This is a genomic window from Streptomyces sp. NPDC050161, from assembly GCF_044460025.1.
Lineage (GTDB): Bacteria > Actinomycetota > Actinomycetes > Streptomycetales > Streptomycetaceae > Streptomyces.
Genome location: NZ_JBITJM010000012.1, coordinates 99,308 through 124,430, shown reverse-complemented (window position 1 = coordinate 124,430; position 25,123 = coordinate 99,308). Strand labels below are relative to the sequence as shown.

General features: G+C 71.9%; 30 protein-coding genes and 1 pseudogene. 24 read left to right on the top strand and 7 right to left on the bottom strand.

The annotated features are described in order from the left end of the window. Nucleotides 1-78 precede the first annotated feature (78 nt). From ACIBK8_RS20855 to ACIBK8_RS20795, 13 genes are all read left to right on the top strand, one after another. A complete protein-coding gene (locus tag ACIBK8_RS20855) occupies nucleotides 79-1,557 on the top strand; it encodes a 2-hydroxymuconic semialdehyde dehydrogenase (RefSeq protein ID WP_399043291.1) in 1,479 nt (492 codons plus the stop codon). Further along, the gene (locus tag ACIBK8_RS20850) at nucleotides 1,554-2,411 is read left to right on the top strand and encodes a 2-keto-4-pentenoate hydratase (RefSeq protein ID WP_399043290.1); all 858 of its coding nucleotides are present in this window, start codon (nucleotides 1,554-1,556) and stop codon (nucleotides 2,409-2,411) included. The genes ACIBK8_RS20855 and ACIBK8_RS20850 overlap by 4 nt, the downstream gene beginning before the upstream one ends. Continuing rightward, the gene (locus ACIBK8_RS20845) at nucleotides 2,408-3,346 is read left to right on the top strand and encodes an acetaldehyde dehydrogenase (acetylating) (protein WP_399043289.1); all 939 of its coding nucleotides are present in this window, start codon (nucleotides 2,408-2,410) and stop codon (nucleotides 3,344-3,346) included. Before ACIBK8_RS20850 ends, ACIBK8_RS20845 begins: the two co-directional genes overlap by 4 nt. Beyond that, entirely contained in the window at nucleotides 3,343-4,392 is a 1,050-nt protein-coding gene (dmpG, locus tag ACIBK8_RS20840; RefSeq protein ID WP_399043288.1) for a 4-hydroxy-2-oxovalerate aldolase, read from the top strand. Before ACIBK8_RS20845 ends, dmpG begins: the two co-directional genes overlap by 4 nt. Then, entirely contained in the window at nucleotides 4,389-5,204 is an 816-nt protein-coding gene (locus tag ACIBK8_RS20835) for a 2-keto-4-pentenoate hydratase (RefSeq protein ID WP_399043287.1), read from the top strand. The genes dmpG and ACIBK8_RS20835 overlap by 4 nt, the downstream gene beginning before the upstream one ends. Further along, nucleotides 5,197-5,664, top strand: a complete 468-nt coding sequence (locus tag ACIBK8_RS20830) for a RidA family protein (RefSeq protein ID WP_399043286.1) — start codon at nucleotides 5,197-5,199, stop codon at nucleotides 5,662-5,664. The genes ACIBK8_RS20835 and ACIBK8_RS20830 overlap by 8 nt, the downstream gene beginning before the upstream one ends. After that, nucleotides 5,661-6,182, top strand: a complete 522-nt coding sequence (locus ACIBK8_RS20825; protein WP_399043285.1) for a 3-hydroxyanthranilate 3,4-dioxygenase — start codon at nucleotides 5,661-5,663, stop codon at nucleotides 6,180-6,182. The genes ACIBK8_RS20830 and ACIBK8_RS20825 overlap by 4 nt, the downstream gene beginning before the upstream one ends. 8 nt (nucleotides 6,183-6,190) lie before the next feature. Beyond that, nucleotides 6,191-7,195 carry an amidohydrolase family protein gene (locus ACIBK8_RS20820; RefSeq protein WP_399043284.1) on the top strand — a complete coding sequence of 335 codons (1,005 nt, stop codon included), beginning with the start codon at nucleotides 6,191-6,193 and terminating at the stop codon, nucleotides 7,193-7,195. A gap of 43 nt (nucleotides 7,196-7,238) precedes the next feature. Continuing rightward, complete coding sequence (locus ACIBK8_RS20815) at nucleotides 7,239-8,495, top strand: carboxylesterase family protein (protein WP_399043393.1); 1,257 nt, start codon at nucleotides 7,239-7,241, stop codon at nucleotides 8,493-8,495. A 305-nt stretch (nucleotides 8,496-8,800) separates the two neighbouring features. Then, on the top strand, nucleotides 8,801-9,640 hold the full coding sequence (locus tag ACIBK8_RS20810; protein WP_399043283.1) for a glycerophosphodiester phosphodiesterase family protein: 840 nt from the start codon (nucleotides 8,801-8,803) through the stop codon (nucleotides 9,638-9,640). 197 nt (nucleotides 9,641-9,837) lie between these two features. Next, nucleotides 9,838-11,085, top strand: coding sequence for an acyltransferase family protein (locus ACIBK8_RS20805; RefSeq protein WP_399043282.1), 1,248 nt, complete (start codon nucleotides 9,838-9,840; stop codon nucleotides 11,083-11,085). A gap of 123 nt (nucleotides 11,086-11,208) precedes the next feature. Next, nucleotides 11,209-11,550 carry a PadR family transcriptional regulator gene (locus ACIBK8_RS20800; protein WP_399043281.1) on the top strand — a complete coding sequence of 114 codons (342 nt, stop codon included), beginning with the start codon at nucleotides 11,209-11,211 and terminating at the stop codon, nucleotides 11,548-11,550. Beyond that, nucleotides 11,547-12,506 (top strand): hypothetical protein, encoded by a 960-nt coding sequence (locus ACIBK8_RS20795; RefSeq protein WP_399043280.1) that lies wholly within the window; start codon nucleotides 11,547-11,549, stop codon nucleotides 12,504-12,506. The genes ACIBK8_RS20800 and ACIBK8_RS20795 overlap by 4 nt, the downstream gene beginning before the upstream one ends. Before the next feature lie 278 nt (nucleotides 12,507-12,784). On the opposite strand, the gene ACIBK8_RS20790 is transcribed toward ACIBK8_RS20795, so the two are convergent. The 4 genes and pseudogenes from ACIBK8_RS20790 to ACIBK8_RS20775 form a co-directional block, all read right to left on the bottom strand. After that, nucleotides 12,785-13,207, bottom strand: coding sequence for a RidA family protein (locus ACIBK8_RS20790; protein ID WP_399043279.1), 423 nt, complete (start codon nucleotides 13,205-13,207; stop codon nucleotides 12,785-12,787). After that, nucleotides 13,204-14,073 (bottom strand): DeoR/GlpR family DNA-binding transcription regulator, encoded by an 870-nt coding sequence (locus ACIBK8_RS20785; protein WP_399043278.1) that lies wholly within the window; start codon nucleotides 14,071-14,073, stop codon nucleotides 13,204-13,206. The genes ACIBK8_RS20790 and ACIBK8_RS20785 overlap by 4 nt, the downstream gene beginning before the upstream one ends. A gap of 191 nt (nucleotides 14,074-14,264) precedes the next feature. After that, a complete protein-coding gene (locus ACIBK8_RS20780) occupies nucleotides 14,265-15,944 on the bottom strand; it encodes a bifunctional 3'-5' exonuclease/DNA polymerase (RefSeq protein ID WP_399043277.1) in 1,680 nt (559 codons plus the stop codon). A gap of 283 nt (nucleotides 15,945-16,227) precedes the next feature. After that, a pseudogene (locus ACIBK8_RS20775) lies at nucleotides 16,228-17,025 on the bottom strand (DNA glycosylase AlkZ-like family protein); the annotation flags it as partial. A gap of 305 nt (nucleotides 17,026-17,330) precedes the next feature. Here ACIBK8_RS20775 and ACIBK8_RS20770 point away from each other — a divergent pair. The 7 genes from ACIBK8_RS20770 (at nucleotide 17,331) to ACIBK8_RS20740 (ending at nucleotide 22,218) form a co-directional block, all read left to right on the top strand. Continuing rightward, nucleotides 17,331-17,516 carry a chaplin gene (locus tag ACIBK8_RS20770; protein WP_399043392.1) on the top strand — a complete coding sequence of 62 codons (186 nt, stop codon included), beginning with the start codon at nucleotides 17,331-17,333 and terminating at the stop codon, nucleotides 17,514-17,516. Between the two features lie 241 nt (nucleotides 17,517-17,757). After that, nucleotides 17,758-18,168, top strand: a complete 411-nt coding sequence (locus ACIBK8_RS20765) for a rodlin (protein WP_399043276.1) — start codon at nucleotides 17,758-17,760, stop codon at nucleotides 18,166-18,168. Between the two features lie 372 nt (nucleotides 18,169-18,540). Next, nucleotides 18,541-18,774: a chaplin gene (locus tag ACIBK8_RS20760; protein WP_399043391.1), complete on the top strand. Its 234-nt coding sequence runs from the start codon at nucleotides 18,541-18,543 to the stop codon at nucleotides 18,772-18,774. Nucleotides 18,775-19,045: 271 nt separating this feature from the next. Beyond that, nucleotides 19,046-19,336 (top strand): hypothetical protein, encoded by a 291-nt coding sequence (locus ACIBK8_RS20755; protein ID WP_399043275.1) that lies wholly within the window; start codon nucleotides 19,046-19,048, stop codon nucleotides 19,334-19,336. A gap of 221 nt (nucleotides 19,337-19,557) precedes the next feature. Next, nucleotides 19,558-19,968 (top strand): rodlin, encoded by a 411-nt coding sequence (locus ACIBK8_RS20750; RefSeq protein WP_393686595.1) that lies wholly within the window; start codon nucleotides 19,558-19,560, stop codon nucleotides 19,966-19,968. Between the two features lie 429 nt (nucleotides 19,969-20,397). Further along, nucleotides 20,398-20,805, top strand: coding sequence for a rodlin (locus ACIBK8_RS20745; protein WP_399043274.1), 408 nt, complete (start codon nucleotides 20,398-20,400; stop codon nucleotides 20,803-20,805). Nucleotides 20,806-21,372: 567 nt separating this feature from the next. After that, a complete protein-coding gene (locus ACIBK8_RS20740; RefSeq protein WP_399043273.1) occupies nucleotides 21,373-22,218 on the top strand; it encodes a nitrilase-related carbon-nitrogen hydrolase in 846 nt (281 codons plus the stop codon). A 30-nt stretch (nucleotides 22,219-22,248) separates the two neighbouring features. Here the strand turns inward: ACIBK8_RS20740 and tatA are convergent, their stop codons facing one another. The 3 genes from tatA to rpmB all read right to left on the bottom strand — a co-directional run bounded on the left by tatA (nucleotide 22,249) and on the right by rpmB (nucleotide 23,122). Then, nucleotides 22,249-22,467: a Sec-independent protein translocase subunit TatA gene (tatA, locus tag ACIBK8_RS20735; protein WP_399043272.1), complete on the bottom strand. Its 219-nt coding sequence runs from the start codon at nucleotides 22,465-22,467 to the stop codon at nucleotides 22,249-22,251. Nucleotides 22,468-22,580: 113 nt separating this feature from the next. Continuing rightward, nucleotides 22,581-22,886, bottom strand: a complete 306-nt coding sequence (gene rpsN, locus ACIBK8_RS20730; RefSeq protein WP_399043271.1) for a 30S ribosomal protein S14 — start codon at nucleotides 22,884-22,886, stop codon at nucleotides 22,581-22,583. Next, the gene (gene rpmB / locus ACIBK8_RS20725) at nucleotides 22,886-23,122 is read right to left on the bottom strand and encodes a 50S ribosomal protein L28 (RefSeq protein ID WP_399043270.1); all 237 of its coding nucleotides are present in this window, start codon (nucleotides 23,120-23,122) and stop codon (nucleotides 22,886-22,888) included. Before rpmB ends, rpsN begins: the two co-directional genes overlap by 1 nt. Before the next feature lie 76 nt (nucleotides 23,123-23,198). On the opposite strand from rpmB, the gene rpmG reads away from it, so the two are divergent. The 4 genes from rpmG to rpsR all read left to right on the top strand — a co-directional run bounded on the left by rpmG (nucleotide 23,199) and on the right by rpsR (nucleotide 25,099). Beyond that, nucleotides 23,199-23,363 (top strand): 50S ribosomal protein L33, encoded by a 165-nt coding sequence (gene rpmG, locus ACIBK8_RS20720; protein ID WP_399043269.1) that lies wholly within the window; start codon nucleotides 23,199-23,201, stop codon nucleotides 23,361-23,363. A 5-nt stretch (nucleotides 23,364-23,368) separates the two neighbouring features. Beyond that, nucleotides 23,369-23,623 carry a type B 50S ribosomal protein L31 gene (locus ACIBK8_RS20715; protein WP_399043268.1) on the top strand — a complete coding sequence of 85 codons (255 nt, stop codon included), beginning with the start codon at nucleotides 23,369-23,371 and terminating at the stop codon, nucleotides 23,621-23,623. Further along, nucleotides 23,623-24,771, top strand: coding sequence for a CobW family GTP-binding protein (locus ACIBK8_RS20710; protein WP_399043267.1), 1,149 nt, complete (start codon nucleotides 23,623-23,625; stop codon nucleotides 24,769-24,771). Before ACIBK8_RS20715 ends, ACIBK8_RS20710 begins: the two co-directional genes overlap by 1 nt. Nucleotides 24,772-24,862: 91 nt before the next feature. After that, nucleotides 24,863-25,099 carry a 30S ribosomal protein S18 gene (gene rpsR, locus ACIBK8_RS20705; protein ID WP_399043266.1) on the top strand — a complete coding sequence of 79 codons (237 nt, stop codon included), beginning with the start codon at nucleotides 24,863-24,865 and terminating at the stop codon, nucleotides 25,097-25,099. Nucleotides 25,100-25,123: the final 24 nt, after the last annotated feature.

Below are 25,123 nucleotides of genomic sequence, written 5' to 3'. Positions count from 1 at the left end.
AGGATATGCCCGTACGGCTATGGCAGGGAACGTAAAGAGCATTATTCAGGCATGGCTGAGGTGCCTAGCCTCGCTGACATGAGCCGCAGCAACTCGCTCCCCGTGCGGGAGATCCGGAACTTCGTGGACGGCGCCCTGGTGGACGGCGTGCACACCTTCGACAAGATCAGCCCGGTGGACGGTTCGCTCATAGGACGGGTCCACGAGGCGGATCAGGTCCTGGTCGACGTCGCCGTCCGTGCCGCGCGCCGGGCGCTCGACGGACCCTGGGGCAGTACCACCGTCCCCGAACGCGCCCGGTTGCTGCGACGGGTCGCCGACGGCATCGAGAACCGCTTCGACGAACTGGTCGCGGCCGAGGTCGCCGACACCGGCAAGCCGGTCGCGCTGGCCAAGGAACTCGACGTGGCGCGCGCCGCCGCGAACTTCCGCGCCTTCGCCGACACGATCTCCGCCACCGGCCTCGACTCCTTCCTCACCGAACTCCCCGGTGGCCGCAAGGCGCTCAACTACGCGGTCCGCAAGCCGCTCGGCGTGGTCGCCGTCATCGTGCCCTGGAACCTGCCGCTGCTCCTCCTGACCTGGAAGCTCGCACCGGCCCTGGCCTGCGGAAACGCCGTCATCGTCAAGCCGTCGGAAGAGACGCCTTCCACGGCCACGATCCTCGCCGAGATCCTCCAGGAGGCCGGGCTGCCCAACGGCGTCTGCAACGTCGTGCACGGCTTCGGCCCCGAGTCGGCGGGCGGGTACCTGACCGAGCACCCGGACGTGGACGGGGTGACCTTCACCGGCGAGTCCGCGACCGGTTCGGCGATCATGCGCGCGGTGGCGCCGCGGGTGCGGCCCGTCTCCTTCGAACTGGGCGGCAAGAACGCCGCGTTGGTGTTCGCCGACACCGACGTCGAGCGGGCGGTGGACGGCCTCGCCCGGTCCGTCTTCACCAACACGGGGCAGGTCTGCCTGTGCACCGAGCGGGTCTACGTCCAGCGCCCGGTCTTCGACGAGATCGCCGCCGGACTCGCCGAGCGCGCCCGCGCCCTGCGGCCGGGACGCCCCGAAGACCCGGCGACGACCACCGGGCCGCTGATCTCCCAGGCGCACCGCGAGAAGGTCCTCTCCTACTTCGAACTCGCCCGGAAGGAAGGCGCGGAGGTCCTGGCCGGCGGCGGCATACCCGACCTCGGCCCGGACCTGGCGGGCGGTTCCTGGATCGAGCCGACGCTGTGGACCGGCCTGGAGCACACCGACCGCACCATGCGCGAGGAGATCTTCGGCCCGGTCGCGGGACTCATCCCGTTCGACACCGAGGAAGAGGGCATCCGGCTGGCCAACGACTCGCCGTACGGCCTCGCCTCCTGCGTGTGGACCAGCAACCTGGACCGCGGCCACCGGGTCGCCCAGCAGATGCGCACCGGCATGGCCTGGGTCAACACCTGGTTCCTGCGCGACCTGCGCTCCCCCTTCGGCGGCACCGGCCTGTCCGGCATCGGCCGCGAGGGCGGCACGCACTCCCTCCACTTCTACTCCGAGCCGACGAATGTGTGCGTGCAGCTGTGACCACCACCGAACCAGGCGCCGGCCCCGCCGCCCGCGACCTCACCCCCGAGCAGGCCGCGGCGGCCGAACGCCTGCGGACCGCCGCCGCCACCAGGACCCCCTGTGCCCCCGTCCGTGACCTGATCGGCGACACCGACCAGGACGCCGCGTACGCCGTGCAGAGCGCCGTCATCGCCGACCGTCTGGCGGCCGGGGCGCGCCGGGCCGGCCGCAAGATCGGGCTGACCTCGCCCGCCGTGCAGCAGCAGTTCGGGGTCTTCACCCCCGACTACGGCGTGCTGCTCGACGACATGGTGCTCACCGACCGCGAGCCCGTCGACATCGGCCGCTTCCTCCAGCCGCGGATCGAGGCGGAGGTCGCCTTCGTGCTCGGCCGTGACCTGGACGGCGATGCGGTCACCGCGGCCGAGGTGATCAGGGCGACCGACTTCCTGCTGCCCGCGCTGGAGATCGTCGACTCGCGGGTGGCCGGCTGGGACATCGGCATCACCGACACCGTCGCCGACAACGCCTCCAGCGGCGCCCTGGTCCTGGGGACCACCCCGCGCCCGCTGTCCGCCGTCGACCTGCCCGGCCTCGGCATGGCGCTCGACCACCGCGGCGAGATCGTCTCCACCGGATCGGGGGCCGCCTGCCTCGGCACCCCGGTGGCCGCCGTGGTCTGGCTCGCCCGGGAGGCGGCCCGCCGGGGCGCCCCGTTGCGGGCCGGTGAAACGGTGCTGTCCGGGGCGCTCGGCCCGATGGTGCCCGTCACCGGGCCCGGCGTCTTCCGCGCCAGGCTCGACGGGCTCGGCGAGGTCCACGCCGACTTCATCCGGGACACCCGGGACGTTCAGGAAGGGGGCGCGGCATGACGCGCGCCGTAGCGATCATCGGGTCCGGCAACATCGGCACCGACCTGCTGTTCAAGGTCAAGCGGCTGTCGCAGACCCTGCACGTGGCCGCCATGGCGGGTGTCGACCCGGAGTCCGACGGGCTCGCCAGGGCCCGCAGGCTGGGCGTCGCCACCACCCACGACGGGGTCGAAGGGCTGCGCGCACTGCCGGAGTTCGCCGATGTCGAGGTCGTCTTCGACGCCACGTCGGCCGCCGCGCACCGGCACAACTACGCGGTGGTGAAGGAGCACGGCAAGCTGATGGTCGACCTCACCCCGGCCGCCGTCGGCCCGTACGTGGTGCCGCCGGTCAACCTCGACGCGCACCCGGGCGCCGACAACGTCAACATGGTCACCTGCGGCGGGCAGGCCACCGTCCCGGTCGTCGCGGCCGTCGCGCGGGTGACCCCGGTCCGGTACGCGGAGATCGTGGCGTCGATCGCCTCGCGCTCGGCGGGCCCCGGAACCCGCGCCAACATCGACGAGTTCACCGAGACCACCGCCGCCGCCATCGAGCAGGTCGGCGGCGCGGAACGCGGCAAGGCGATCATCGTGCTCAACCCCGCCGAGCCGCCGCTGGTGATGCGGGACACCGTCTTCTGCCTGATCGAGACGGCCGACCGGGACCGGCAGGAGGAGATCCGGCGCTCGGTGGCCGCCATGGCCGACGCGGTCCGCGAGTACGTGCCCGGCTACCGCCTCAAGCAGGACGTGCAGTTCGACCCCGTCGACGAGCCCTTCGTACCCGGCATCGGGCGCGCCTTCCGCGGCACCAAGGTGTCGGTGTTCCTGGAGGTCACCGGCGCCGGCCACTACCTGCCCGACTACGCGGGGAACCTCGACATCATGACCTCCGCCGCCCTGCGCACCGCGGAACGCCTGGTCGCCGGGGAGCGGGAAGGAGCCACCCGATGAGTACCCAGACCGGCGGCGCGGACGGCAGGTCCGTCTTCGTCCAGGACGTCACCCTGCGGGACGGCATGCACGCCGTGGGCCACCGCTACACCGCCGAACAGGTCCGCGCCATCGCCTGCGCCCTGGACGCGGCCGGCGTCGACGCCATCGAAGTGGCGCACGGCGACGGCCTGTCGGGCTCCAGCGTCACCTACGGGCACGGCGCCCGCACCGACCTGGAATGGATCGAGGCCGCCGCGTCCGTCGTGCAGCGCGCCCGGCTGACCACCCTGATCCTGCCCGGCATCGGCACCATCGACGACCTGCGCCAGGCGCACGCCGCCGGGGTGCGCAGCGTGCGGGTCGCCACCCACTGCACCGAGGCCGACGTCGCCGCCCAGCACATCGCCTGGGCCCGCGAGAACGGCATGGACGTGGCCGGCTTCCTGATGATGAGCCACCTCAACGACCCGGCGGGGCTGGCGAAGCAGGCGGCCCTGATGGAGAGTTACGGCGCGCACTGCGTCTACGTCACCGACTCCGGCGGCCGGCTGACCATGCCCGACGTCGCCGCCCGGGTACGCGCCTACCGCGACGCCCTCGACCCCGGCACCGAGATCGGCATCCACGCCCACGAGAACCTCTCGCTGTCGGTCGCCAACAGCGTGGTCGCCGTCGAGAACGGCGTGACGCGGGTGGACGCCTCGCTCGCGGGACAGGGAGCGGGCGCGGGCAACTGTCCCATCGAGGCGTTCGTCGCCGTCGCCAACCTGCTCGGCTGGCGGCACGGCTGCGACCTGTTCGCCCTCCAGGACGCCGCCGAAGACCTGATCCGTCCGCTCCAGAAGCGGCCCGTACGGGTCGACAGGGAAACCCTCACCCTCGGCTACGCCGGGGTGTACTCCAGCTTCCTGCTGCACGCCGAACGCGCCGCCGCCCGCTACGGTCTCGACGTGCGGGAACTGCTCCTGGAGGTCGGCAGGCGGCACATGGTCGGCGGCCAGGAAGACATGATCGTCGACGTGGCGCTGGATCTGGCCGCCGCGCGTGAGGAAGGCGCAGCATGACCACCGCACACCACCCGGCCGCCCGCAACGGCGCGGTCCACGACACCGCCGCCGGGCTGCTCGACACTGCCGCGCTCCGCGCCGAACCGGTACCCCAGCTCACCTCGTCGGGCGCGCTGACACTGGACGAGGCGTACCGCGTCCAGCAGCTGCTGATCGGCCGCAGGCTGGCCCGCGGCGAGCGGATCAGCGGCGTCAAGCTCGGCTTCACCAGCCGTACGAAGGCCGCGCAGATGGGCGTCTTCGACGTCATCTTCGGACGGCTCACCGACGGCATGCGGATCGCGGACGGCGACCGTATCCCGCTCGGACGGTACGTGCACCCGCGGGTGGAGCCGGAGGTCGCCTTCCGGCTCGGCACCGACATCGGACCTGGTGACGACCTCGACCCGGAGAGCGCCGTCGACGCGGTGGCCCCGGCACTCGAAGTGATCGACAGCCGCTACCGCGACTTCCGCTTCACCCTCCAGGACGTCGTCGCCGACAACACCTCGGCCAGCGGCTACGTCCTGGGCCCGTGGACCGAGCTCGCCGACGCCGGTGACCTCGCCAACCGCGGGGTGCGCCTGGAGATCGACGGCAGGACCGCCGAGACCGGCTCCACCGCCGCGATCCTCGGCCACCCGCTGCGCGCCGTGCACGCCGCCGTGCGGATGGCACGCGCCCAGGGGCACACCCTGCGGGCCGGCAGCATCCTGCTGGCAGGCGCCGCCACCCCGGCCGTCGCGCTGACCCCCGGCACCTCGGTGGAGGCCACCGTGACCGGGCTCGGCAGGGCGGGCTTCACCGTGGGGGAGGCCACCGATGAGTGACGGCATCGTCGTCCCCGGCAAGGCGACGCCGCGCGGACGCTTCCCGCACGTCAAGGCCGCAGGCGAGCTGGTCTTCTTCTCGGGGACCAGCAGCCGCAGGCCGGACAACACGATCGCGGGCGCATCGGCCGACCACATGGGCGCCACCACCCTCGACATCCGGGTGCAGACCCGGGCGGTCCTGGAGAACGTCCGCGAGGTGCTGGCCGCGGCCGGCGCGGGGCTCGACGACCTCGTGCAGGTCACCACGTACCTGGTGAACATGAACGACTTCGCGGGCTACAACGAGGTCTGGGCCGAGTACTTCGACGAGAGCGGCCCCACCCGGACCACCGTCGCCGTGCACCAGCTCCCGCACCCGCACCTCCTGATCGAGATCCAGGGCATCGCCCGCAGGAACGACGGCACGGCAACCGAAGGCAACGCGGCCGACGGCAGCGGAAGGGACGGTCAACGATGAGTCTTCCCCCGGTCATCAACTTCGCGCAGTGGGTGAACGAGCACGCCGACGAGCTGAAGCCGCCGGTGAACAACCGTCAGATCTGGGACGGCGTCAGCGACTTCATCGTGCAGGTCGTGGGCGGCCCCAACCAGCGGACCGACTTCCACGTCGACCCGTACGAGGAGTGGTTCTACCAGGTCAAGGGCAACATGCACGTCAACGTCGTGACCGATGAGGGGCAGCGGCGGATCGACGTCCGTGAGGGCGAGATGTTCCTGCTGCCCGGCAACGTCCCGCACTCCCCGCAGCGCCCCGAGACCGGCTCGATCGGCCTGGTCATCGAGCGGATCCGGGAGGAGGGCACCCTGGAGAGCTTCCAGTGGTACTGCCCCGGGTGCGACGCGCTGGTGCACGCGGAGGAACTCCAGGTCCGCGACATCGTCACCGACCTGCCCCCGGTCTTCGAGAGCTTCTACGACAACGAGCAGGCGCGCACCTGCCGCGCCTGCGGCACGCTGCACCCCGGCAAGGGCTGAACACCACCATGAGACACATCGACATCCACACCCACTACGTCCCCCGCGCCTGGCCCGACCTGGCGAAGGAGGCGGGCCCCGCGGGGGACTGGCCCTGGCTGCGCGCCACGTCCGAGCGGGAGGCCATGATCATGGTGGGCTCCCGGGAGTTCCGCCGGATCGGCGCCGACTGCTGGGACGCCGCCACCCGGCTCGCCGACATGGACGCGGACGGCATCGACCTCCAGGTCGTCTCGCCCACACCGGTGTTCTTCTCCTACGCGCGCCCCGCCGACCAGGCCGTCAAGACCGCCCGGATCTTCAACGACCTCGCCCTGGAGATCTGCGCCCCCGCCCCCGACCGGCTGCTGCCCTTCGCGCAGGTCCCGCTCCAGGACCCGGAAGCCGCCTGCCGGGAACTCGACAGGTGCCTGGACAACGGCCACCACGGTGTGGAGATCGGCAACCACGTCGGCGACCGCGACCTCGACGACGAGGGTGTGGTGATGTTCCTCCAGCACTGCGCGGAACGCGGGGCGCCGGTCTTCGTGCACCCCTGGGACATGCCCAACTCGCCGCGCCTGGACCGGTGGATGGCCCAATGGCTGACCGGCATGCCGGCCGAGACGCACCTGTCGGTGCTGGCCCTGATACTCGGCGGCGTCTTCGACCGGGTGGACCCGTCGCTGAAGATCTGCTTCGCGCACGGCGGCGGCTCGTTCGCCTTCTGGCTCGGCCGTCTGGAGAACGCCTGGCACCAGCGCGCCGACGTCATCGCCACGTCCCGGATGCCGCCGTCGAAGTACCTCGACCGCTTCTCCGTCGACTCCGTAGTCTTTGAACCGGCCGCGCTGCGCACCCTGGTGGACACCCTCGGCGCCTCCCAGGTGATGGTCGGCAGCGACTACCCCTACCCGCTCGGCGAACGCCCCGTCGGCGCCGTCGTGCACCGCGCGGACTTCCTCACCGACCAGGACAGGACCGCGCTGCTCGGCGGCAACGCCCAGCGCTTCCTGGGGCTGCCGGAGGACTGACCGGACGGACCGACCGACCGGACCGACCGGACCGACCGGACGACTGAGAGGAGTTCCCGTGGACGCCCCGAACGAAGCCGCGACCGCCGCCGTGCGGCGCACGGGCCCGATCCGCTACGCCACCGCCGACCGCTTCGGACCGCCGCGCCGCACCCCCGCCGGGTCCGACGAGGCGGCGAGCGGCGAGATCTGCCCGCAGCCGCCCTCCCGGCTCGACGCGGTGATGGGCACGCCCTACGACCTGTACCTGCAGGGCGAGGACTGCCTCAGCCTCCGCATCACCGCCCCCGCCGCGCCGGCCCCGCCCCGCCCGGTCCTGGTCTTCTTCCACGGCGGCGGCTTCTCCAGCGGCTCCGGACTCCTCGACTGGTACGACGGCTCCCGGCTGAGCGCCGAAGGCGGCCTCGTCGTGGTCAGCGCCGGCTACCGGCTCGGCCCGCTCGGCTTCCTGCGGCACCAGGGCGTCAGCGAGGGCAACCTCGGCCTGCTCGACCAACTGGAGGCGCTGCGCTGGGTGCGGGAGAACATCGCACGGCACGGCGGCGACCCGGACAACGTCACCGCCTGCGGCCAGTCCGCCGGCGCCATCTCGCTGGCCCTGCTGCTCCGCCACCCCGAGACGCCCCGGCTGCTGCGGCGGGCGATCCTCCAGAGCCCGGTGCTCGAACTGGCCACCACCCTGCCCCAACAGGCCGAAGAACAGGGCGCGTTCTTCACCGAAGCGCTGGCGGGCGACCCGCGCACCGCCACCTTCGACGAACTGCTCGGGGCACGGTCGGCCACCGCCGAGCACGTCGCGGAGCGGACCGGCAGCCGCGTCATGCCGCCGTTCGGCCCGGTGCTCGGCGTGCCACCGGTGCCCGCCGAGCCGCCCACCGCCGGGCTCGACGGCATCGACCTGCTGGTCGGCTGGACCCGGGAGGAGCTGACCGCCTTCGGCCTGCCCCCGGAAGCGGCCCGCGCAGCCGAGGAGGAGGCGTTCACCCGCCCGGTGGCCGAGTTCGCCCGCTGGGCCCGCGCGGCCGGCGCGCGGCTCGCCACCTACCGCCTGGACTGGGCCCCCGAAGGCTCCGCCTACGGTGCCACCCACTGCCTCGAACTCCCGCTGCTGCTGGGCGACGAGGCCGCCTGGCGTGACTCGCCGCTGCTCGGCACCGTCCCGTGGCACGAGGTCGACGCCTTCGGCCGGGCACTGCGCGCCACCTGGGCCGGCTTCGCCCGCACCGGACGCGTCGACCCCGCGCCGACCGCCGGGTACCCGGTGCGCTGGGGCGAGAACCAGGGAGTCCCCGCGGACTGACCCGCCGCGAAGCACAAGCCACCGGTGCCGGTCCCCGTGGACCGGCACCGGTCCCGGCCGGGCCGCCCCCGCCCCCGTGGGGCGGCCCGGGTACCGGGCGGCCCCGGTCGCTGACCACGACCGGGGCCGCCCGTATGCGTCAGACACAGGCTCCAGGGCGCCGGCTGCCCGGATGGCCGTGCCCGGATAGCGACGGTGCCCGGATCGGGTGATCTTCGGTGGAGTGCCGCCTTCCGCCGTGGGAGGGGCCGACGCAACCGAGGGGCCGTGGTCCGCCCCCTGCGGGCGAGCCACCTGGAGGCCCCATGCCGCGCCGACCGATACGGCTGGCCATCGGCGCCGCCGCGCTGGCCGCGACAGCCGTGGGCACGGCGTCCGCGGCACCCGGAAAACCGGCCATGGCCGCCGCGCCGCTGGTCATAGCGCACCGGGGAGCGGCACACCGCGCCCCGGAGAACACCATCGCCGCGGTGGACGCGGCGCACCGGATCGGCCGCGTCTGGGTCGAGAACGACGTGCAGCGCACCAGGGACGGGCAGCTGATCGTGATGCACGACGCGACGCTGCGGCGGACGACGGACGCGGCGCGGGTCTTCCCGGCCCGCGCACCGTGGCGGGTGGGCGACTTCACGGCCGCCGACCTCGCCCGTCTGGACGCCGGCAGCTGGTTCGGGAAGCGGTTCGCGGGGGAGCGGGTGCCCACCCTCACCGGCTATCTGCGGCGGCTGGACCACAACGGCCAGGCGCTGCTCCTCGAACTGAAATCCCCCGCGCGCTACCCGGGCATCGAGGCACAGACCGTCGCCCTGCTCCGCAAGGAAGGCTGGCTGGACCGCGCGCACACCGACCGCCGGCTGGTCGTCCAGAGCTTCTGCGTGCCGTGCGTGCGGACCGTCCACGCACTGGTCCCGCAGGTGCGCACCGGCATCCTGGGCGCGCCGCGGCTGCGTGACCTCGCGCGCTACGCCCGGTTCGCCGACCAGATCAACCCGCCGATGGCCGAGGCCCGTCCGGCCTGGATATCCGCCGTGCACCGGCTGCGTGGCCCGCACGGCAGACTTTTGGAGATCTACGCCTGGGGAGCCGGTACGGGAGCCGGGGCCCCGGCCGCGGCGGCGCGGGGCATAGAGGGGGTCGTCGCGTAGCGTTCCCGCGCGGTAAGGGCCGTATCCGGCGGGGATTTACGGGATTCCCGCGCCGCGGTTAAGGTGCCTGGGATGTTCGATGCCGCCATGCTCCCCGCAAAAGAACTAAGACGCAGGATTTGGCTTATGGGTTCCGTTTTGGCACCCCGTGAGATCCAGCGTCCCACTCCTCCTCTGGGTTCGTTCCGGGAGGGCCCTTGACGAACGATGCACAGGCGCACGGCGACCGGCGGGTTCCCCTTCCCCCGCAGCAGCAGGGCTCGGACGAGACGCTGAACCTGGCCTGGCCGGGGGAACGGCAGGGCCACCGGGACGCGGCGAGGGGCGGTACGGCGACGGCGACGGCACCCGCCAGGCCCGCCACCGCCACGGCCGGCGCCGCCAAGGAGACGCCGAAGGCCGATGCGGGGCAGCCGAAGGCCAAGCAGCGCGACGCGTTCTTCGACAACGCGAAATACCTCGCCATCGTGCTGGTGGCGATGGGGCATTCCTGGGAACCGCTCCGGGACGGCAGCCGCTCGGCCGCCGCGCTCTACATCACCGTCTACGCCTTCCACATGCCGGCGTTCATCATCATCTCCGGCTATTTCTCGCGCAGTTTCGACATGCGCAAGGACCGCCTCCAGCGGCTGATCACCGGCGTCGCCATCCCGTACATCCTCTTCGAGGTGGCGTACACCCTCTTCAAGCGGTGGGCGGACGACGACCCCGGCTATCCGATCAGCCTCCTGGACCCCTGGTACCTGACGTGGTTCCTGATCGCCCTGTTCGTCTGGCGGCTGACCACCCCGCTGTGGAAGATCGTGCGCTGGCCCGTCCCGCTGGCGCTGACCATCGCCGTACTGGCCTCCGTCTCACCGGACATCGGTGACGACCTCGACCTCCAACGGGTCCTGCAGTTCCTGCCGTTCTTCGTGATCGGCCTGAGCCTGCGCCCCGAGCACTTCAAGCTCGTCAGGCGCCGGCAGGCCAGGATCGCGGCGGTGCCGGTCATGGCCGCCGCCCTGGTCTTCGCGTACTGGGCCGCGCCGCGGATGAACGCGGCGTGGTTCTACCACCGCGACGCCGCCCAGGAACTCGGCGCCCCGTGGTGGAGCGGCGCCGTGATGACGCTCGCCATGTTCGGCTGCTCGCTGGTGCTCGTGGCCTGCTTCTTCGCCTGGATCCCGGGCCGCACGATGTGGTGCACCGCACTCGGCGCCGGCACCCTTTACGGCTACCTGCTGCACGGCTTCCTCGCCAAGGGCTCCCGCTTCTGGCACTGGTACGACAACCCGTGGATGCACACGCCGTGGGGCGCCGTCCTGCTGACGCTCATCGCGGGCACCGTCATCACGCTGCTGTGCACCCCACCGGTGCAACGGGCCTTCCGCTGGGCCATGGAGCCCAAGATGACCTGGGCCTTCAAGAAGGACCCGGTGGAAGCGGCACGCGGCAGGGCCTGAGCCCGTCACGACCCGGCCGGGCATCGGAGCACTCGCTCCGGTGCCCGGCCGCGTCATTTCCCGAGGGGCGGCGGCCGTGCCCCGGGAGCCGCATACTTCGAGCGCCGATATATGCTCCCGGTCATGAGGAAACGGCAGCCGACCCTGACCGAACCGCAGTACTTCATCCTGGCCGCGCTCCTGGACGGACCGCTGCACGGCTACGGCATCATCAAGGCCACCGAACAGGCCACCGGCGGACGGCTCACACTCGCCGTCGGCACCCTGTACGGGGCGCTGGAGCGGATGGAGAAGGCCGGTCTGGTGACCGCCGACCACGAAGAGGTCGTGGACGGGCGGCAACGCCGCTACTACCGGCTCACCGACGACGGCACCGGCACGCTGGAGCAGGAGGCGCTGCGCATGCAACAGGCCGCGGCCGTCGTCACCACACGCCGCAGGATCCCCGGGACGGCCCCGGCATGAACCGTCTGCTGCTCGCCGTCTACCCCAAGACCTACCGTGACCGGTACGGGGACGAACTGCTGGCCTGCCTCACCGAGGCGCACCCCGGCCGGAGTTGGCCGCCGCCCCGCGAGGCCGCCGCCCTGCTGCGCGGCGGGATCCAGGCGCACGCCCGTACCGCAGCCGACGACACCGCCAGGCCGTGGTGGCTGGACGGCATCCACCTGGCCGCCCTCGTCCTCGCCGCCCTGGCCCTGGTGCCGTACCTCCAGGACGTCTGGGACTGGGCGCTGCGCATCGACCCCGGCAACGCCATCGGCTTTCATCACGCCGGCTGGTACCCGTGGGCGCAGGGTCCTGGCACGCCCACGCGGCTGCTGCCCTACGGACTGCTCCCGCTGGCCGCCCTGGTGGCGCTGCTGCGCGGCAAACCGTGGCTCGCGCTGCCCGCCGCGGCGCTGATGATCTACTCCGGTGCCACGCTGGGCAGTTCGACGCTCTTCGGCGACGAGGGTGTCGTGGGCGTCGGCTACTACGGCCTCGCCGCCCCGATCAGGGCCGGCGACCTGGCCCTGTCGGCGACGCTGTGCGCCGCCTGCGCGGCGCTGGCCCTGTGCCGCCCCCGACGGCTGCGCCGCCGCTCCTACGGCTGGCTCGTCCCCGTACTCCTCGCCATGTTCGCGGCCGGCGCCCTGCGCATCGCCTCCTACGACCCGTGGTTCCAGCGCGCGCAACTCGTGGTCGAAGCCGGCGCCCTGCTCGCCGCGTGGTGGGCGACGACCACCACAGGCGACTTCCGCTGGACCATCCCCGTCGCCGCGTTCACGCTGCTGCGCGCCCACGCACTCCTCACCTCGGCGATGCCCCTGGACAACCGGCACGTATCGGAATCCGCCGTCATCCTCGCCCTTCTCGCCGCGCTCCCGGCCCTGATCGCCGCCGCCAGAACCCGGCGCAGCAGCCCGCGGCTCGGCTAGGTCCTGTCGTCGAACTCCCGCACTCGCCACCCACCTGCTGCCGTCCGTTGCTCCCGAGGCCCCACGCGCCCGCGCGCCTGGCCGGCCCTGGCCCTCGCCGTCGTCGGCGCCCTATCGGCGGGCTCACGATCCGACGCGTTCGCCCGCCCGCCCGCTGGTGTTCGCCGTGGCCGCGGTCGCCTGCGTGGCACTGCTCTGGCTTACCGCCACGGGACGGCCCGCACCGCGTCGCTCCTGCTCCTGCTCCTGACGACGCGGGGTGCCGGCCCCGTGCGGATTCAGACGCCACGGCCCCGGCCGACCACCGCGATGCCCTCGATCTCGACCAGCGCCGCCCCGTCCCACAGGCGGGCGGCGCCGATCACGGACATCGCCGGGTAGTCGCCGCCCACCAGGCGCTTCCACACCCGCCCGATCTCCCGGGCGTGGGCGCGGTAGCCGTCCACGTCGACGGCGAAGACGGTGAGCTTGGCCAGGTCACACGGGGCGGCACCGGCCGCAGCCGCGGCGGCCAGGAGGTTGGCCAGGGCCCGCTCGAACTGCTCGACGATGCCGTGCCCGACGATCCGCCCGGACGCGTCCAGGGCGGTCTGCCCGGCGAGGAAGACCATCGTCCCCGTGGCGGCCACGACCGCATGGCTGAAACCGCTCGGCGCGGACAGCTGCGGCGGGTTGATCCGCTCCAGCGGGGTGTCGCTCACGACCGGTGGTGGGCGCCCTCCGCCGCCAACTCGTAGCGCACGCCCAGGGATTGCAGCGCGTCCTGCTCCTCCTGCGGCAGCAGCTCGTCGGAGATGACGAGGTCGAAGTCGGCCAGCGGAGCCAGCTCGTAGAGCGCCTGGCGGCCGAACTTCGAGTGGTCCACGAGCAGCACCCGGCGCCGGGCCGCGGCCATCAACGCCCGCTTGACCAGGACGTTTTCCTGCGCCTGGTGGTAGCAGTGGCCGTTGTCGACGGCGGAGGTGGACAGGAAGGCGACATCGGCGCGGAAGCTGCGGGCGATATCGGCGGTGGACATCCCGAGGAAGGCGTTGAACGCCGCGTGGTACTCGCCGCCCAGCGCGATCACCCGGATATCGGGCTCCTCCGCCAACTCGTTGATCACCTGGAGGGAGTTGGTGATGACGGTGTAGGCGCCGCGCGAGGCGAGCGTACGGGCCAGCGGCAGCGCCGTACTGGAGTCGTCGATGATCACGGCCTGGCCCGGCTCGGCTATGGCCAGCGCCGCCGCGCAGATGGCTTCCTTCGCCGCCACCTGCTCATTGCCACGCCAGCGTGCGTTGGACTCGAAGAGGGCGTTCGGCGCGGCCGTCGCACCGCCCCGCACCTTCCGCAGCCACCCCTGGTGCTCCAGCGTGTCCAGGTCGCGGTGGACCGTCATCTGGCTGACACCCAGCTCCTGGACCAGCTCCTCGATGGTCACCTGGCCCTCGGCCAGCACCCGGTCCGCGATGCGCTTCCGGCGGTTCCTGGGGCTCAGCTTCGCCGCCGGGATGCCCGTGGCCGGCGCGTGCCCGTCCGCGACCCCGGTCGCGACCGAGGTCTGATTCCCTTCGCTGTCGGTCAACGCGTGGTCCCTTTCCGGATCGGATGTCGGCCGCCCACCGCACGGCCGGCCCCCTACTCCGGGAGTTTAGGCGCTGTCCGCCCGCACCCCCAGGTCATGGCACCGGCATCCCGGGCACCCCCCCACACCCCATCCGCCACGCCCCCGTCCCCTCCCGCGCCTCACCCCTCACTACTCCTCACCACTCCTCACTACTTCGCGTCCGCATAGCAGTCCACCACCGCCGTCGTGAACGGAAAACGCACCGGGGTCCGGCCGAACGCGATCCGCCCCGCCGCGTCCGCAGCCGAAGCGATGGCCACCGCCACCGTTTCGGCCTCCTCCGCCGGGCAGTGCACGATCACCTCGTCGTGCTGGAAGAAGACCAGCTCGGCCCGGAGCCCGCCCTCGTGCAGCGTCCGCCGCAGCCCCGCCAGCACCAGCAGAGCCCAGTCGGCGGCGCTGCCCTGCACGACGAAGTTACGGGTGAACCGGCCGCGGGCACGGGCCGCCGCACTGCTGCCGTACCCCGAGGACACCGCCTCCTCCTGCGGCAGACCCGCCTCGTCGGGCGGCGCCACGGATGCGGGCGGCGAGGTACGCCCCAGCCACGTCCGCACCAGCCTGCCTTCCTCACCCGCCCGCGCCGCGTCGTCGACGTACGCCACCGCGGCCGGATAACGGCGGCGCAGGTCGGCCAGGTGCTTGAGCGCGTCACCGGACGTCTGCCCGTAGATGGCCCCGAGCAGCGCGAGCTTGGCCTGCGCCCGGTCACCCCGGAAGGCACGGGCGGCCAGATCGGCGTACAGATCACGGCCGCTGCCCGCCACCTCCATCAGGCCGCGGTCCCGCGAGACGGCGGCCAGCACCCGCGGCTCCATCTGGTCGGCGTCGGCGACCACGAGACGCCACCCGGGATCGGCCCGCACGGCCTGCCGGATGATCTTCGGGATCTGGAGGGCCCCGCCGCCGTTGGTCGTCCAGCGCCCCGACACCGTCCCGCCGGGCAGATACGCGGGCCGGAACCTGCCGTCGTGCACCCACTGCTGCAACCAGGACCAGCCGTGCGCGGTGTGCAGCCGGTAGAGCGCCTTGTACTCCAGGAGCGGCGCCACCGCCGGATGGTCGAGCTGCTGCAACTCCCACTTGCGGGTCGAGGAAAGCGGAATCCCCGCGCCCGCGAAGGCCCTGATGATGTCGTTCGGCAGATCGGGGCGCACCCGGGCCCCGGGGCCGAACGCCTGCGACACCTCCTCCGCCAGCTCCGCCAGCCGCCGCGTCTCCAGGCCGCCCGGATACCGCTCGCCCAGCAGCCCGTCCAGCAGCGAACGGTGCACATCCGCCCGCCAGGGCACCCCGGCCCGCGTCATCTCCACCGCGACCAGCGTCCCCGCCGACTCGGACGCCAGCAGCAGCCGCAACCGCTCCGGCTCCTTGGCCCGCTCCGTACGTGCCACCTGACCCGCGTAGACCTCCAGCAGCGCGGTCAGCTCGTCCGCGCCGTCGGGCAGCGGCACCGGACCCGGCTCGAACAGCGAGGGCTGGGTCTCGGCCGCCCGCACCGGAGCGTCCTCCGGCACCGGCAGGCCGTGCAGCCGCGCCCATGCGGCGGCCAGCGAACGCGGCTGGCCCGACTGCCCCTCCTCGTGGCCGATCAGCAGCGCCTCGGCGGCCTCCACGTCGTAGCAGCGCTCGACCCGCACCCCCGCCGCCAGCAGCCGCCGGTAGACGTCCGCGGTGGAACGCCAGACCCACCGCTCGACCTCGGGCCGCGCTCGGACCGCCTCGGCCAGCGACGGTTCCCGCACCACGGGCCCGGCGGGCCGCCCGTCCTGGGCGAGCGGGCAGAGACGCGCACCCCCGTCGCCCGTCTCCGCCACCGCCCATCTCATACCCCCGAGTCTTCCACCAGGGTCTGACAACGCCCCTGACCAGCCCTTTCGCCCACCCACAGGCCACCACCGGCCCCCGAAGGCCCCCGCGCACCGCACCCATCTCACCCGTCCCCCCTCGCTCCTCGTCCCCCTCATCGCCCTCATCGCCCCTCATCCCCTCACTCCGTCCGCACCCGCAGCGTCCGCTCCCGGCCCGTGCAACGCGCCAGATGCGCGGCCTCCGCCTCCAGACCGGCCCGCGGCACCGCACCACGTCCGACGGCCGCGTCCCCGCCAGCGCCTCGGCGTCCTCGCTGCGCACATACGCCCCGCCCGCCCCGTCGACCTCGACCTCCGTCAGCCGGTCGCCGAGCGCCGCGAACCAGCCACGGAGCACGGGCTTACGCGTCGCCCCGCGCAGCAGCCAGGCGTCGAAGGCCGAAGGCGCCGCAGGGCCGTGCGCCCCGAGATACGCGGGAACCACCAACGCCGCGGCCTCCTCCGGATCCGGCACCCCCTGCCACCCGGGCACCCACGTCCGCGGCGCGGTGAACGTCACCCGCTGCCCCTGCGCCGGCCCCTGGCACAACCGCCCCGTCCAGGCCGGCGGCTTGAGGAGCACACCCCACCCGGAGGACAACTGCTCGCCCAGGCCACCGAGCCCCGGCCGCGCGAGCACCTCGGCCGTCAACTCCTGGCGCGTCAGCACCCGCCCTTCGAGGATCTCGTCCACCGCGTCGCCGAGCGCCGCAAGTTGCGCGGGACTCACCCCGAACGCCCGCTGCCAGGACGGTTTTTCCCAGGTACGCGCGGCACCGAGCAGCGCCAGATAGGCCGCCGCTTCCCGCGCGGGCAGCAGGTGCAGGGTGCCGCGCATCGCCCAGGTGTGGACCAGGGAGCGGTCCGCGAGCGCCCGCTGCACGGCACCGGCCGACGGCGTCTTCCGCCGTGTGGCCAGGGCGAGTTCGGCGGCGGACGCCACCTGTGCCTGGACACCGGCAAGCCGCCCGACGAGCTTCGCCGGTGGCACGTTCGTCCGCGGCAGAAGGCTCTGCTGCCGCAGCCGCCAGGCACACACCTGAGCATGGGTGACCTTCATGGATCCATTGCACACGAGACCACTGACAATCGACCGCGAGCGACGTGAGCTTGGCGCCCAGGTCCTCGAACGGCCGTACCCCGGGCCGATGTTCCAAGTGCCCCACATGGCACGCCAGGCTCCCGATTCACTCGAATGAGCCGCTACTTCGACGCGCCGTGAGCCGTTGAGCAGCTTGTCGCTCTACGCGGCAGTACGGCGCTCTTTGCGGCCGTACAGGTCCTGAACGCTGCTCAGTTAAGAGGTTCGCCGTGAAGTTTGTCTCCAAGGCCGTCGTCCTGTCCGCCGCCGCGGGCGTCGCTGTCATGGGCGGGGCCGGCATCGCCTCCGCCAACTCCGGTGCCGCGGGTGGCGCCAATGGTTCCCCCGGCGTCATCTCCGGCAACGTCATCCAGGTTCCGCTCCACGTTCCGGTCAACCTCTGCGGCAACTCCATCAACATCATCGGCCTGCTCAACCCGGCCTTCGGCAACACCTGCGTCAACAGCTGAGCATCGCCCGACGGCGGTCGCCCGCCCCGGGCCGCACAGCTTCCGGCCGGTACGGAGTCCTTGATCTCCGTACCGGCCTTCCGCATGCCGGGCCCGGATCACGCCCCGCGGCGCCACCCGGATCTGGTGATATGTGTCTATGGTTTCGTGGCATTTGGGTGAATGGGCGAAACCGCACCCTCAGAAGCGAGTTGTCCAGGGCGCTCCGGATTCGGACGCTCCGCTTCGAGAAGGGTAAATCGTGATCAAGAAGGTCCTGGCCACGACGGCCGTAGCCGCCTCCATCGTCGGCATTACGGCGACGGTCGCCCCCCAGGCGATGGCAGTCGGCAACGACAACGGCACCTCCACGGTCAACGGCAACGGTGCCAAGACCGCCTACGGCAACTCCACCACCAAGGGCAAGATGAGCCCGCAGCTGGAGCTGATCCAGGGCACGCTGAACAACCCCTGCATCGGCCTGCCGCTCAAGGCGAACGTCGGTTCGCTGATCGGTCTCATCCCGATCACGGTGCAGGACGTCAACGTCCTGGCCAACCCGCAGAACCAGCAGTGCACCGAGAACTCGACGCAGGCCAAGGGCGACGAGTCGCTGTCGCACATCCTCGACGACATCCCGGTCATCTCCGGCAACGGCGTCGCCAACCACTGACCCTTCCGTCGGCCACCGGCCCGGATCCCCGGTTCTCTCCTCCCGGCGGTCCGGGCCGTGTGGCGCCCCGCTGCGAATCGTGGGCCGGCGTAATCCGATCCGCCTCCGGCAGGAATTCGTATACGTCAAACAACCCTTCGTTTTTTCGTCCTGCGGGGCTCCGACGGCGAGGCCGCGCACTGTGCGTGGTGACTATCGGCCGAAACGACTCCGGGGCGATCGGACGATTTTTCCGAAAACTCCTCCGCAGGAGTTTCGTCGGCGAGGGGACGTCGTTACCAATATCGTCAGCGGAGCTACGGGCGAGCAGGTTCACGCCCGTGCGGCACGAAGGACGTGTCCGCCACGGACCCGCTGCAGGAAGGGCTGAAAGTGAAGTACGCAAAGGCCGCTGCGGTCGCCGCCGGAACTCTCATGGCAGTGGGTGCAGCCGCGCCGGCATTCGCCGACTCGGGTGCCCTGGGTTCCGCCAAGGGCTCCCCGGGCGTCATCTCCGGAAACACCATCCAGGTGCCGATCCACATTCCGATCAACCTCTGCGGCAACACGATCGACATCATCGGGCTGCTCAACCCGGCGTTCGGCAACACCTGCGTCAACGGCTGATTCGGAGATATTCGAACTGCGTTGTCCCGGCCGGCCTCGGTGCGTCTTTTCCGCGCACCGAGGCCGGCCGGTTTACGGGCCGCGTGCGGTGTGCCCGGCGGCCCGGCGAACCTTTTGAGTGGCGTTCCCAAGAACCGGGAACTTCAGAGTTTCCCCGGCGGGCGGTTCTCGTTAGCCAGAGGGAAAGCGGTGATCCGAGCAGCGAAGTGATTGCTCACGCGGCTCTGGTGTCGCGCTCTCCCGAGCACCGCCCGAGAAGGGACAGTCCAAAGTGAAGTACGCGAAGTCCGCCGCCGTTGTCGCCGGTTCTCTGATGGCCCTCGGTGCGGCCACTCCCGCCTTCGCTGCCGCGCCGCCCGCGCCCCCGGCCATGAGCCTCAACGGCGGGCTCACGGAGGCGCTGAACAGCGAGCAGCTGGACGGTCACCAGATCCGGCCGCTGGTCGACACGGTCAGGGGCACGGGCGAAAACGCGGAGTCCGGAGCGGCGGACCTGCTCGGCGGCGCCACGGGGGCCGCCAAGAACAGCAAGCTGCTCGGTGGTCTGCCGCTCGGGCGGTAATTCCCCGCGCGGTGCGGATAGCCGTCGTACGGAAATGTCGGACCACCGATATTCGCGACGGCCGCCGTATCGCTTCTTCGGTATCTCGGGCGGATTTTCTGATCGACGAAAAAGATCAGGACGCAAGCTCATCCGAGTGAATCTGCACAACCCCACTCCAATAACCCGGGTTGGGCACGGTGCCCGGTCCAAGGGCAACCCGAAACACGAAGGACAACGCAATGATCAAGAAGGCTTTGGCGACCGCAGCCGCGGCTGCGTCCATCGTCGGCATTGCCGCCGCTTCCGCCCCGCAGGCGATGGCGGTCGGCAATGACCACGGCACGACGTCCGTCAACGGCAACGGTGCCGCGCAGACGTACGGCAACTCCGCGACCTACGGCTACATGAGCCCGCAGATCGGCCTTATCCAGGGCTCGCTCAACAAGCCCTGCATCGGGCTGCCCGCCAAGGCGAACATCGGCTCGCTCATCGGTCTCATCCCGATCACGGTCCAGGACCTCAACGTCCTGTCGAACCCGCAGAACCAGCAGTGCACCGAGAACTCGACGCAGGCCAAGGGCGACGAGCCGCTGTCGCACATTCTGGACGACATTCCGGTGCTCTCGGGGAACGGCACCGCGAACCACTGACCGGTGCGAAGAAACCCGGGCCGCCCAGCCCTCCTTCTTCTGGGCGGCCCGGGTTTTTCGCTGCCCGGAACGGCGCTGTTGGGGGCGTGCCCGGAGCGGAAATTCGGGGCCTTATCGAATTCCCTGCATTGTTATGCGGCCGTGACCGGAGGGGCCGGTGTCATTCGTTGGGCACGGTGTGTGGAGGGATGCATGCCCATGCGTCCGCGGGGTCGATGGGTTGCGGAAGCGTGGGCATGCCGGCAGGTGCACAAGGGGTCTGCGCGGCCGGATATGGCGGCGCAGACCCCGCGTGTGAGCGAAGGGTGACGGCTCTTCGGTGCGGGATCTCCATCTGTTCGGGTGACCGGCCGGAACCCGGGGCTTTCTGACGGGTTGTTGAATCAGGGCTTCCGTGCCGGAAGCTCCGAGTACGGAAGGGTTTGTACGATGAAGAAGATCATGGCTGGCGCCGCCCTCGCGGCGTCGCTGGTGGGTATCTCGGCTGCGGCTGCCCCGCAGGCGCTCGCGGTCGGCAACGACCACGGCACCACGACGGTCAACGGCAACGGCGCCAAGACCGCCTATGGCAACGCCACCACCAAGGGCAAGATGAGCGCGCAGACGGGCCTCGTCCAGGGGACGCTGAACGACCTCTGCCTGGGCGTGCCGGCGAAGGTCAACGTCGGTTCGCTGATCGGTCTCATCCCGATCACGGTGCAGGACGTCAACGTCCTGGCCAACCCGCAGAACCAGCAGTGCACGAAGAACTCGACGCAGGCCAAGGGCGACGAGCCGCTGTCGCACATTCTGGACGACATCCCGGTGCTCTCCGGGAACGGTGTCGGCAACCACTGACGGCCCCACGTTCGCCCGGGCGGCCGGTTCCGTGTCTGTGGACGCGGGGCCGGCCGCCCGGTCGTGAGGGCGGGGCGTGGGGGAGAAGGGGCGGCCGGGAGCCGAGAGGCGCGCGGGGCGGCGGTCTCGGCGGCCGGCCGAGCGGGTCCGGCGGGCCGCTCGGCCTGGGCCGCCCGGTCGAGGCGGCCGTCGGCATCGCCGGACGACTCGACCGCGCGCCGTCGTACCACGCTGCCTGGTGGCGCTGCGGCTGGAAGCCACCGGCGCTCGGACGACGGACTGTGCGGATCAACGCGTGAACATCCGCTCCGGCACGGGCAGGATCGTTCATTCGCTCATTGGTGGGACCGGCGTACGTCGGGGGTTTGAAGCGGCGCAAAGGGCTCGGTCAGGGGCGGGGTGTCGCAGGGCGGTGGGGAAACGATGTGGCGGGTGGCGGGTGGCGGGTGGCGGGGAGTGGGGCGGTGCCGGACGGGGCGGTCGCTGTGCCGGGGCCATTTCGGGTCACCTCTGGGAGGATGGCAGGAGGAAATGCCGCAAAAGGTGATGAATGGGTGAGGTGCGGCGATGCGGATAGCGCTGGCGCAGACGGACTGCGTCCTGGGGGACGTCCCGGAGAATCTCGCCGTCGCCCGGGAGCAGATCGAGCAGGCCGCCACCCAGGGCGCCGATCTGGTGGTGTTTCCCGAACTCAGCCTGCACGGCTATCACTTGGGTGCCCTGGAGCGTGACGCGTCGGTCGAGGCGCGGGATTCCCGGCTGCTGGAGCTGAGCATGCTGGGGCCCGATGTCCTGGTCGGCTTTCATGAGCACACCAACATGCGTGCGTACAACACGTCGGCGCACTACGCGAGCGGGGCGCTGGTGCACGCGCACCGCAAGCTCTACCTGCCGAACTATCTGGCCTGGGAGGAGCGCAAGCACGTGAGCCCGGGGCAGTCGTTGCGGGCGTACGACCTGACGAAGTCGCCGAGCGGCGGGCGGGGCGCGACGCTGGTCTGCAACGACGCGTGGCAGCCGGTGCTGCCGTGGCTGGCGGTGCAGGACGGGGCCGAGGTGCTGTTCGTGCCGACGAACAGTGCGGCCAGCCTGGATCCGGGGGCGATGGACACCGGCCTGTACTGGGGCACCCTGCTGGCCTATACGGCGAAGATGCTCCAGTGCTGGGTGGTCTTCGTCAACCGGGTCGGCAACGAGCACGGGGCGGCCTTCTGGGGCGGCTCGCGGGTGGTGGATCCCCGGGGTGCGGTGGTGGCGCAGGCGCCCGAGTGGGAGCCCGCGCTGGTCACCGTCGACATCGATCTGTCCGAGGCGCGGCGGCAGCGCCGTTCCGTGCCGTTGGTCGCCGAGGCGCGGCTGGGGCTGATCGACCGCGAGGTGCGGCGGCTGATCGAGGAGGGCGGGGACAGCTGAGCGCTGCCGCCTTCCGGCGGCCGTGCGCGGTCAGTGGCCGGCGGCCGACTCCGGGCGCGGGGTGGCGGCCGAGGCGTGCGGCTCCTCGGTCTGCCGCTCTTCCTTGAGCGCCTTGGTCTCGGACTTGAGGATGCGCATCGAGCGGCCCAGGCCACGGGCCATGTCGGGCAGCTTCTTCGAGCCGAAGAGCAGCACGAGCGCCGCGATGATCAGGATGAGGTGCCAGGGTTCGAAGGCGTTCCGGAGCATGGCGTGCTCGCTTTCGTCGGGGGTGCCTGCGGACGTTCTGCCCAGTATGACCGGAAGGGTCCGGCCGCCCGGCCGAGGGGTCGCCCCCGGGCCGGGCGGCCGGGCGGACCGGGTCACCAACTGGATTTGCGCACCCCCGGGAGGTAGCCGGCGTGGGCCTGCTCGCGCACCCTGATGCGGGAGAGGCCGAAGGCGCGGAGGTGGCCGCGGGGGCGGCCGTCGACGCTGTCGCGGTTGCGTACCCGGGTGGCGCTGGCGTCGCGCGGCTGGCGGGACAGTTCGCGCTGGGCGGCGTACCGCTCCTCCTGCGGGGTCCGCGGGTTGCGGATGACGGCCTTCAGGAGGGCCCTGCGGGCGGCGTAGCGGGCCACGGTCGCGCGCCGCTTCTCGTTCTTGGCGATCTTGCTCTGCTTGGCCATCAGACCCTTTCCCCTCGTGCGCGGATCCGGGCGACGGCCGCCTCGATCCCGATCGTGTCGACGGTCTTGAGGCCCTTGGCGCTCAGCGTGAGCCGGATGTGCCGGCCCTCGCTCTGCAGCCAGTAGCGCTTGCGCTGGATGTTCGGGTCGAAGCGGCGTGCGGTGCGCCGGTGCGAGTGGGAGACGGAGTTGCCGAAGCCGGGCTTGCGGCCGGTCAGCTGGCAATGGGCGGACATGGTGACGAGATCCCTTCGGGAGGGGCCCCTGGTGAGGGCCTATTGAAAATGGAAACCATTTCCGTATACTAACCACATGGCCCGCAACGAACTACGCCCGGTCGTCAAGCTCCGGTCCACCGCCGGCACCGGCTACACCTACGTCACCCGCAAGAACCGCCGGAACGACCCCGACCGCCTCGTCCTGCGCAAGTACGACCCGGTCGCCCGCCGGCACGTCACCTTCCGAGAGGAGCGCTGAGCTTCGTGAAGCCCGGAATCCACCCCGCGTACGGGCCCGTCGTCTTCCGCGACCGGGCCGCCGACTTCGCCTTTCTGACCTGTTCGACCGTCACCAGCGACACGACGATCGAGTGGGAGGACGGGCGCACCTACCCGCTCGTCGACGTCGAGATCTCGTCGGCGAGCCACCCCTTCTACACAGGGACCGCCCGGGTGCTGGACACCGCGGGCCGGGTCGAGCGCTTCGAGCGCCGTTACGGCAAGGGCGGGGCCCGCTGATGGAGCGGCTCGATGTCGTCCTCGTCGGTGGCCTGCACGCGGAGGCGCGGCGGGCCGCCGTCGAGCGGCTGCTGCGCACCGTGCCGGGCAGCGTCGCTCTCCATCACGACCTGGCGTCGGCGGCCGACGGCACCGTCGTGCGGACCGTCCGGGACGCGTCGGGCACGCTCGACACCGGCGAGACGCCGCTGGTCAACGACTGCGCGTGCTGTGCGCTGCGCGAGGATCTGGTGCCGGAGCTGGAGCGGCTGGCGGCGGGGCGCACCTGCCGGCTGGCCGTCGTGGAGCTGTGGGACTCGGTCGAGCCGAAGGCGATGGCCGAGGTGGTCACCGCCTGCGGCAGCGCGGAGATCGGGCTGACCGGGGTGATCACCGCGGTCGATCCGGCGCTGCTGCTGCCCTACCTCGGGTGCGGCGACGACCTCGTCGACGCCGGCCTCGCCGCGGCGGCTTCCGATCAGCGCACCGTCGCCGACACCTGGGCGCGGCAGCTGGAGTACCCGCCGGTGCTCGTGCTGGCGCCGGGGGAGGAGGCGGCGGACGAGGCCGACCTGGCGCTGTTGCGGCAGCTCCACCCGACGGCGCGGCAGGTGGCGGTCGATTTGCCGGAGCTGGCGGCCGTCGCGGTCGCCGGGTTCGACGTCGAGGCGGCGGCCGGCCGGCAGCACCCGGCGTGCGCCCTGCTGCCGCAGGAGGCCGACGAGGACGGGGTGAGCACGCTCGTCTGGCAGCACACCAGGCCGTTCCACCCCGGGCGGCTCCATGCCGCGCTGGAGGACCTGACCTGCGCGGCGGCGCGCAGCCGTGGCCGCTTCTGGCTGGCCGACCGGCCCGACACACTGCTGTCCTGGGACGCGGCCGGCGGCGCCCTGTGCGTGGAGAACGCGGGCCCGTGGCTGGCCTCGCTGCCGGACGCCGCCTGGGAGTTGGTGCCGCCGGTGCGCCGGGCAGCCGCCGCGCTGGACTGGCATCCGGAGCACGGCGACCGCGGGCAGCACCTGGTCTTCACCTCGCCCGGCCTCGACCGGGAGGGGCTGGCCTCGCTGCTGGACTCCTGTCTGCTCACCGATGCGGAGTTCGCCGGCGGCCCGTCGGCCTGGAAGAGCCTGCCGCCCGCCTTCGACGCGCTGCTCGACCCCGTTCCGTGACCGGGTCTGCCGGGTCCGTGCGCAGCGGTGCGGGCCCGGCCGGCTCGTCCCGCATCCCCATCTCCCGTATCCCGTAAGGAAGTTCCCTGTCATGGCCCGTAGGTCCGACCCCCGCCGGACGTCCGTCCCCCGCCCCAATCCGCTCGACGCGGCGGGCATCACCCACGTCGACTACAAGGAGACCGGTCTGCTGCGGACGTTCCTCTCCGACCGCGGGAAGATCCGCAGCCGCCGGGTGACCCGGGTCTCCGCGCAGCAGCAGCGGCAGTTGGCGCGGGCGATCAAGAACGCCAGGGAGATGGCGCTGCTGCCGTACCCGTCGAGGTGAGGGAACCCGCGGGGCATGGCGTAC

Bases quoted from the DNA above. Each gene is read 5' to 3' on its own strand.
- ACIBK8_RS20810 (WP_399043283.1), top strand. From the start codon at position 8,801: ATGCCGCGCCGACCGATACGGCTGGCCATCGGCGCCGCCGCGCTGGCC.
- ACIBK8_RS20820 (WP_399043284.1), top strand. From the start codon at position 6,191: ATGAGACACATCGACATCCACACCCACTACGTCCCCCGCGCCTGGCCC.
- ACIBK8_RS20780 (WP_399043277.1), bottom strand. From the start codon at position 15,944: ATGAGATGGGCGGTGGCGGAGACGGGCGACGGGGGTGCGCGTCTCTGC.
- rpmB (WP_399043270.1), bottom strand. From the start codon at position 23,122: ATGTCCGCCCATTGCCAGCTGACCGGCCGCAAGCCCGGCTTCGGCAAC.
- ACIBK8_RS20800 (WP_399043281.1), top strand. From the start codon at position 11,209: ATGAGGAAACGGCAGCCGACCCTGACCGAACCGCAGTACTTCATCCTG.
- ACIBK8_RS20710 (WP_399043267.1), top strand. From the start codon at position 23,623: ATGGAGCGGCTCGATGTCGTCCTCGTCGGTGGCCTGCACGCGGAGGCG.
- rpsR (WP_399043266.1), top strand. From the start codon at position 24,863: ATGGCCCGTAGGTCCGACCCCCGCCGGACGTCCGTCCCCCGCCCCAAT.
- ACIBK8_RS20835 (WP_399043287.1), top strand. From the start codon at position 4,389: ATGACCACCGCACACCACCCGGCCGCCCGCAACGGCGCGGTCCACGAC.
- rpmG (WP_399043269.1), top strand. From the start codon at position 23,199: ATGGCCCGCAACGAACTACGCCCGGTCGTCAAGCTCCGGTCCACCGCC.
- rpsN (WP_399043271.1), bottom strand. From the start codon at position 22,886: ATGGCCAAGCAGAGCAAGATCGCCAAGAACGAGAAGCGGCGCGCGACC.
- ACIBK8_RS20770 (WP_399043392.1), top strand. From the start codon at position 17,331: ATGGGCGGGGCCGGCATCGCCTCCGCCAACTCCGGTGCCGCGGGTGGC.
- ACIBK8_RS20795 (WP_399043280.1), top strand. From the start codon at position 11,547: ATGAACCGTCTGCTGCTCGCCGTCTACCCCAAGACCTACCGTGACCGG.
- ACIBK8_RS20830 (WP_399043286.1), top strand. From the start codon at position 5,197: ATGAGTGACGGCATCGTCGTCCCCGGCAAGGCGACGCCGCGCGGACGC.
- dmpG (WP_399043288.1), top strand. From the start codon at position 3,343: ATGAGTACCCAGACCGGCGGCGCGGACGGCAGGTCCGTCTTCGTCCAG.
- ACIBK8_RS20855 (WP_399043291.1), top strand. From the start codon at position 79: ATGAGCCGCAGCAACTCGCTCCCCGTGCGGGAGATCCGGAACTTCGTG.
- ACIBK8_RS20845 (WP_399043289.1), top strand. From the start codon at position 2,408: ATGACGCGCGCCGTAGCGATCATCGGGTCCGGCAACATCGGCACCGAC.
- tatA (WP_399043272.1), bottom strand. From the start codon at position 22,467: ATGCTCCGGAACGCCTTCGAACCCTGGCACCTCATCCTGATCATCGCG.
- ACIBK8_RS20745 (WP_399043274.1), top strand. From the start codon at position 20,398: ATGAAGAAGATCATGGCTGGCGCCGCCCTCGCGGCGTCGCTGGTGGGT.
- ACIBK8_RS20740 (WP_399043273.1), top strand. From the start codon at position 21,373: ATGCGGATAGCGCTGGCGCAGACGGACTGCGTCCTGGGGGACGTCCCG.
- ACIBK8_RS20750 (WP_393686595.1), top strand. From the start codon at position 19,558: ATGATCAAGAAGGCTTTGGCGACCGCAGCCGCGGCTGCGTCCATCGTC.
- ACIBK8_RS20825 (WP_399043285.1), top strand. From the start codon at position 5,661: ATGAGTCTTCCCCCGGTCATCAACTTCGCGCAGTGGGTGAACGAGCAC.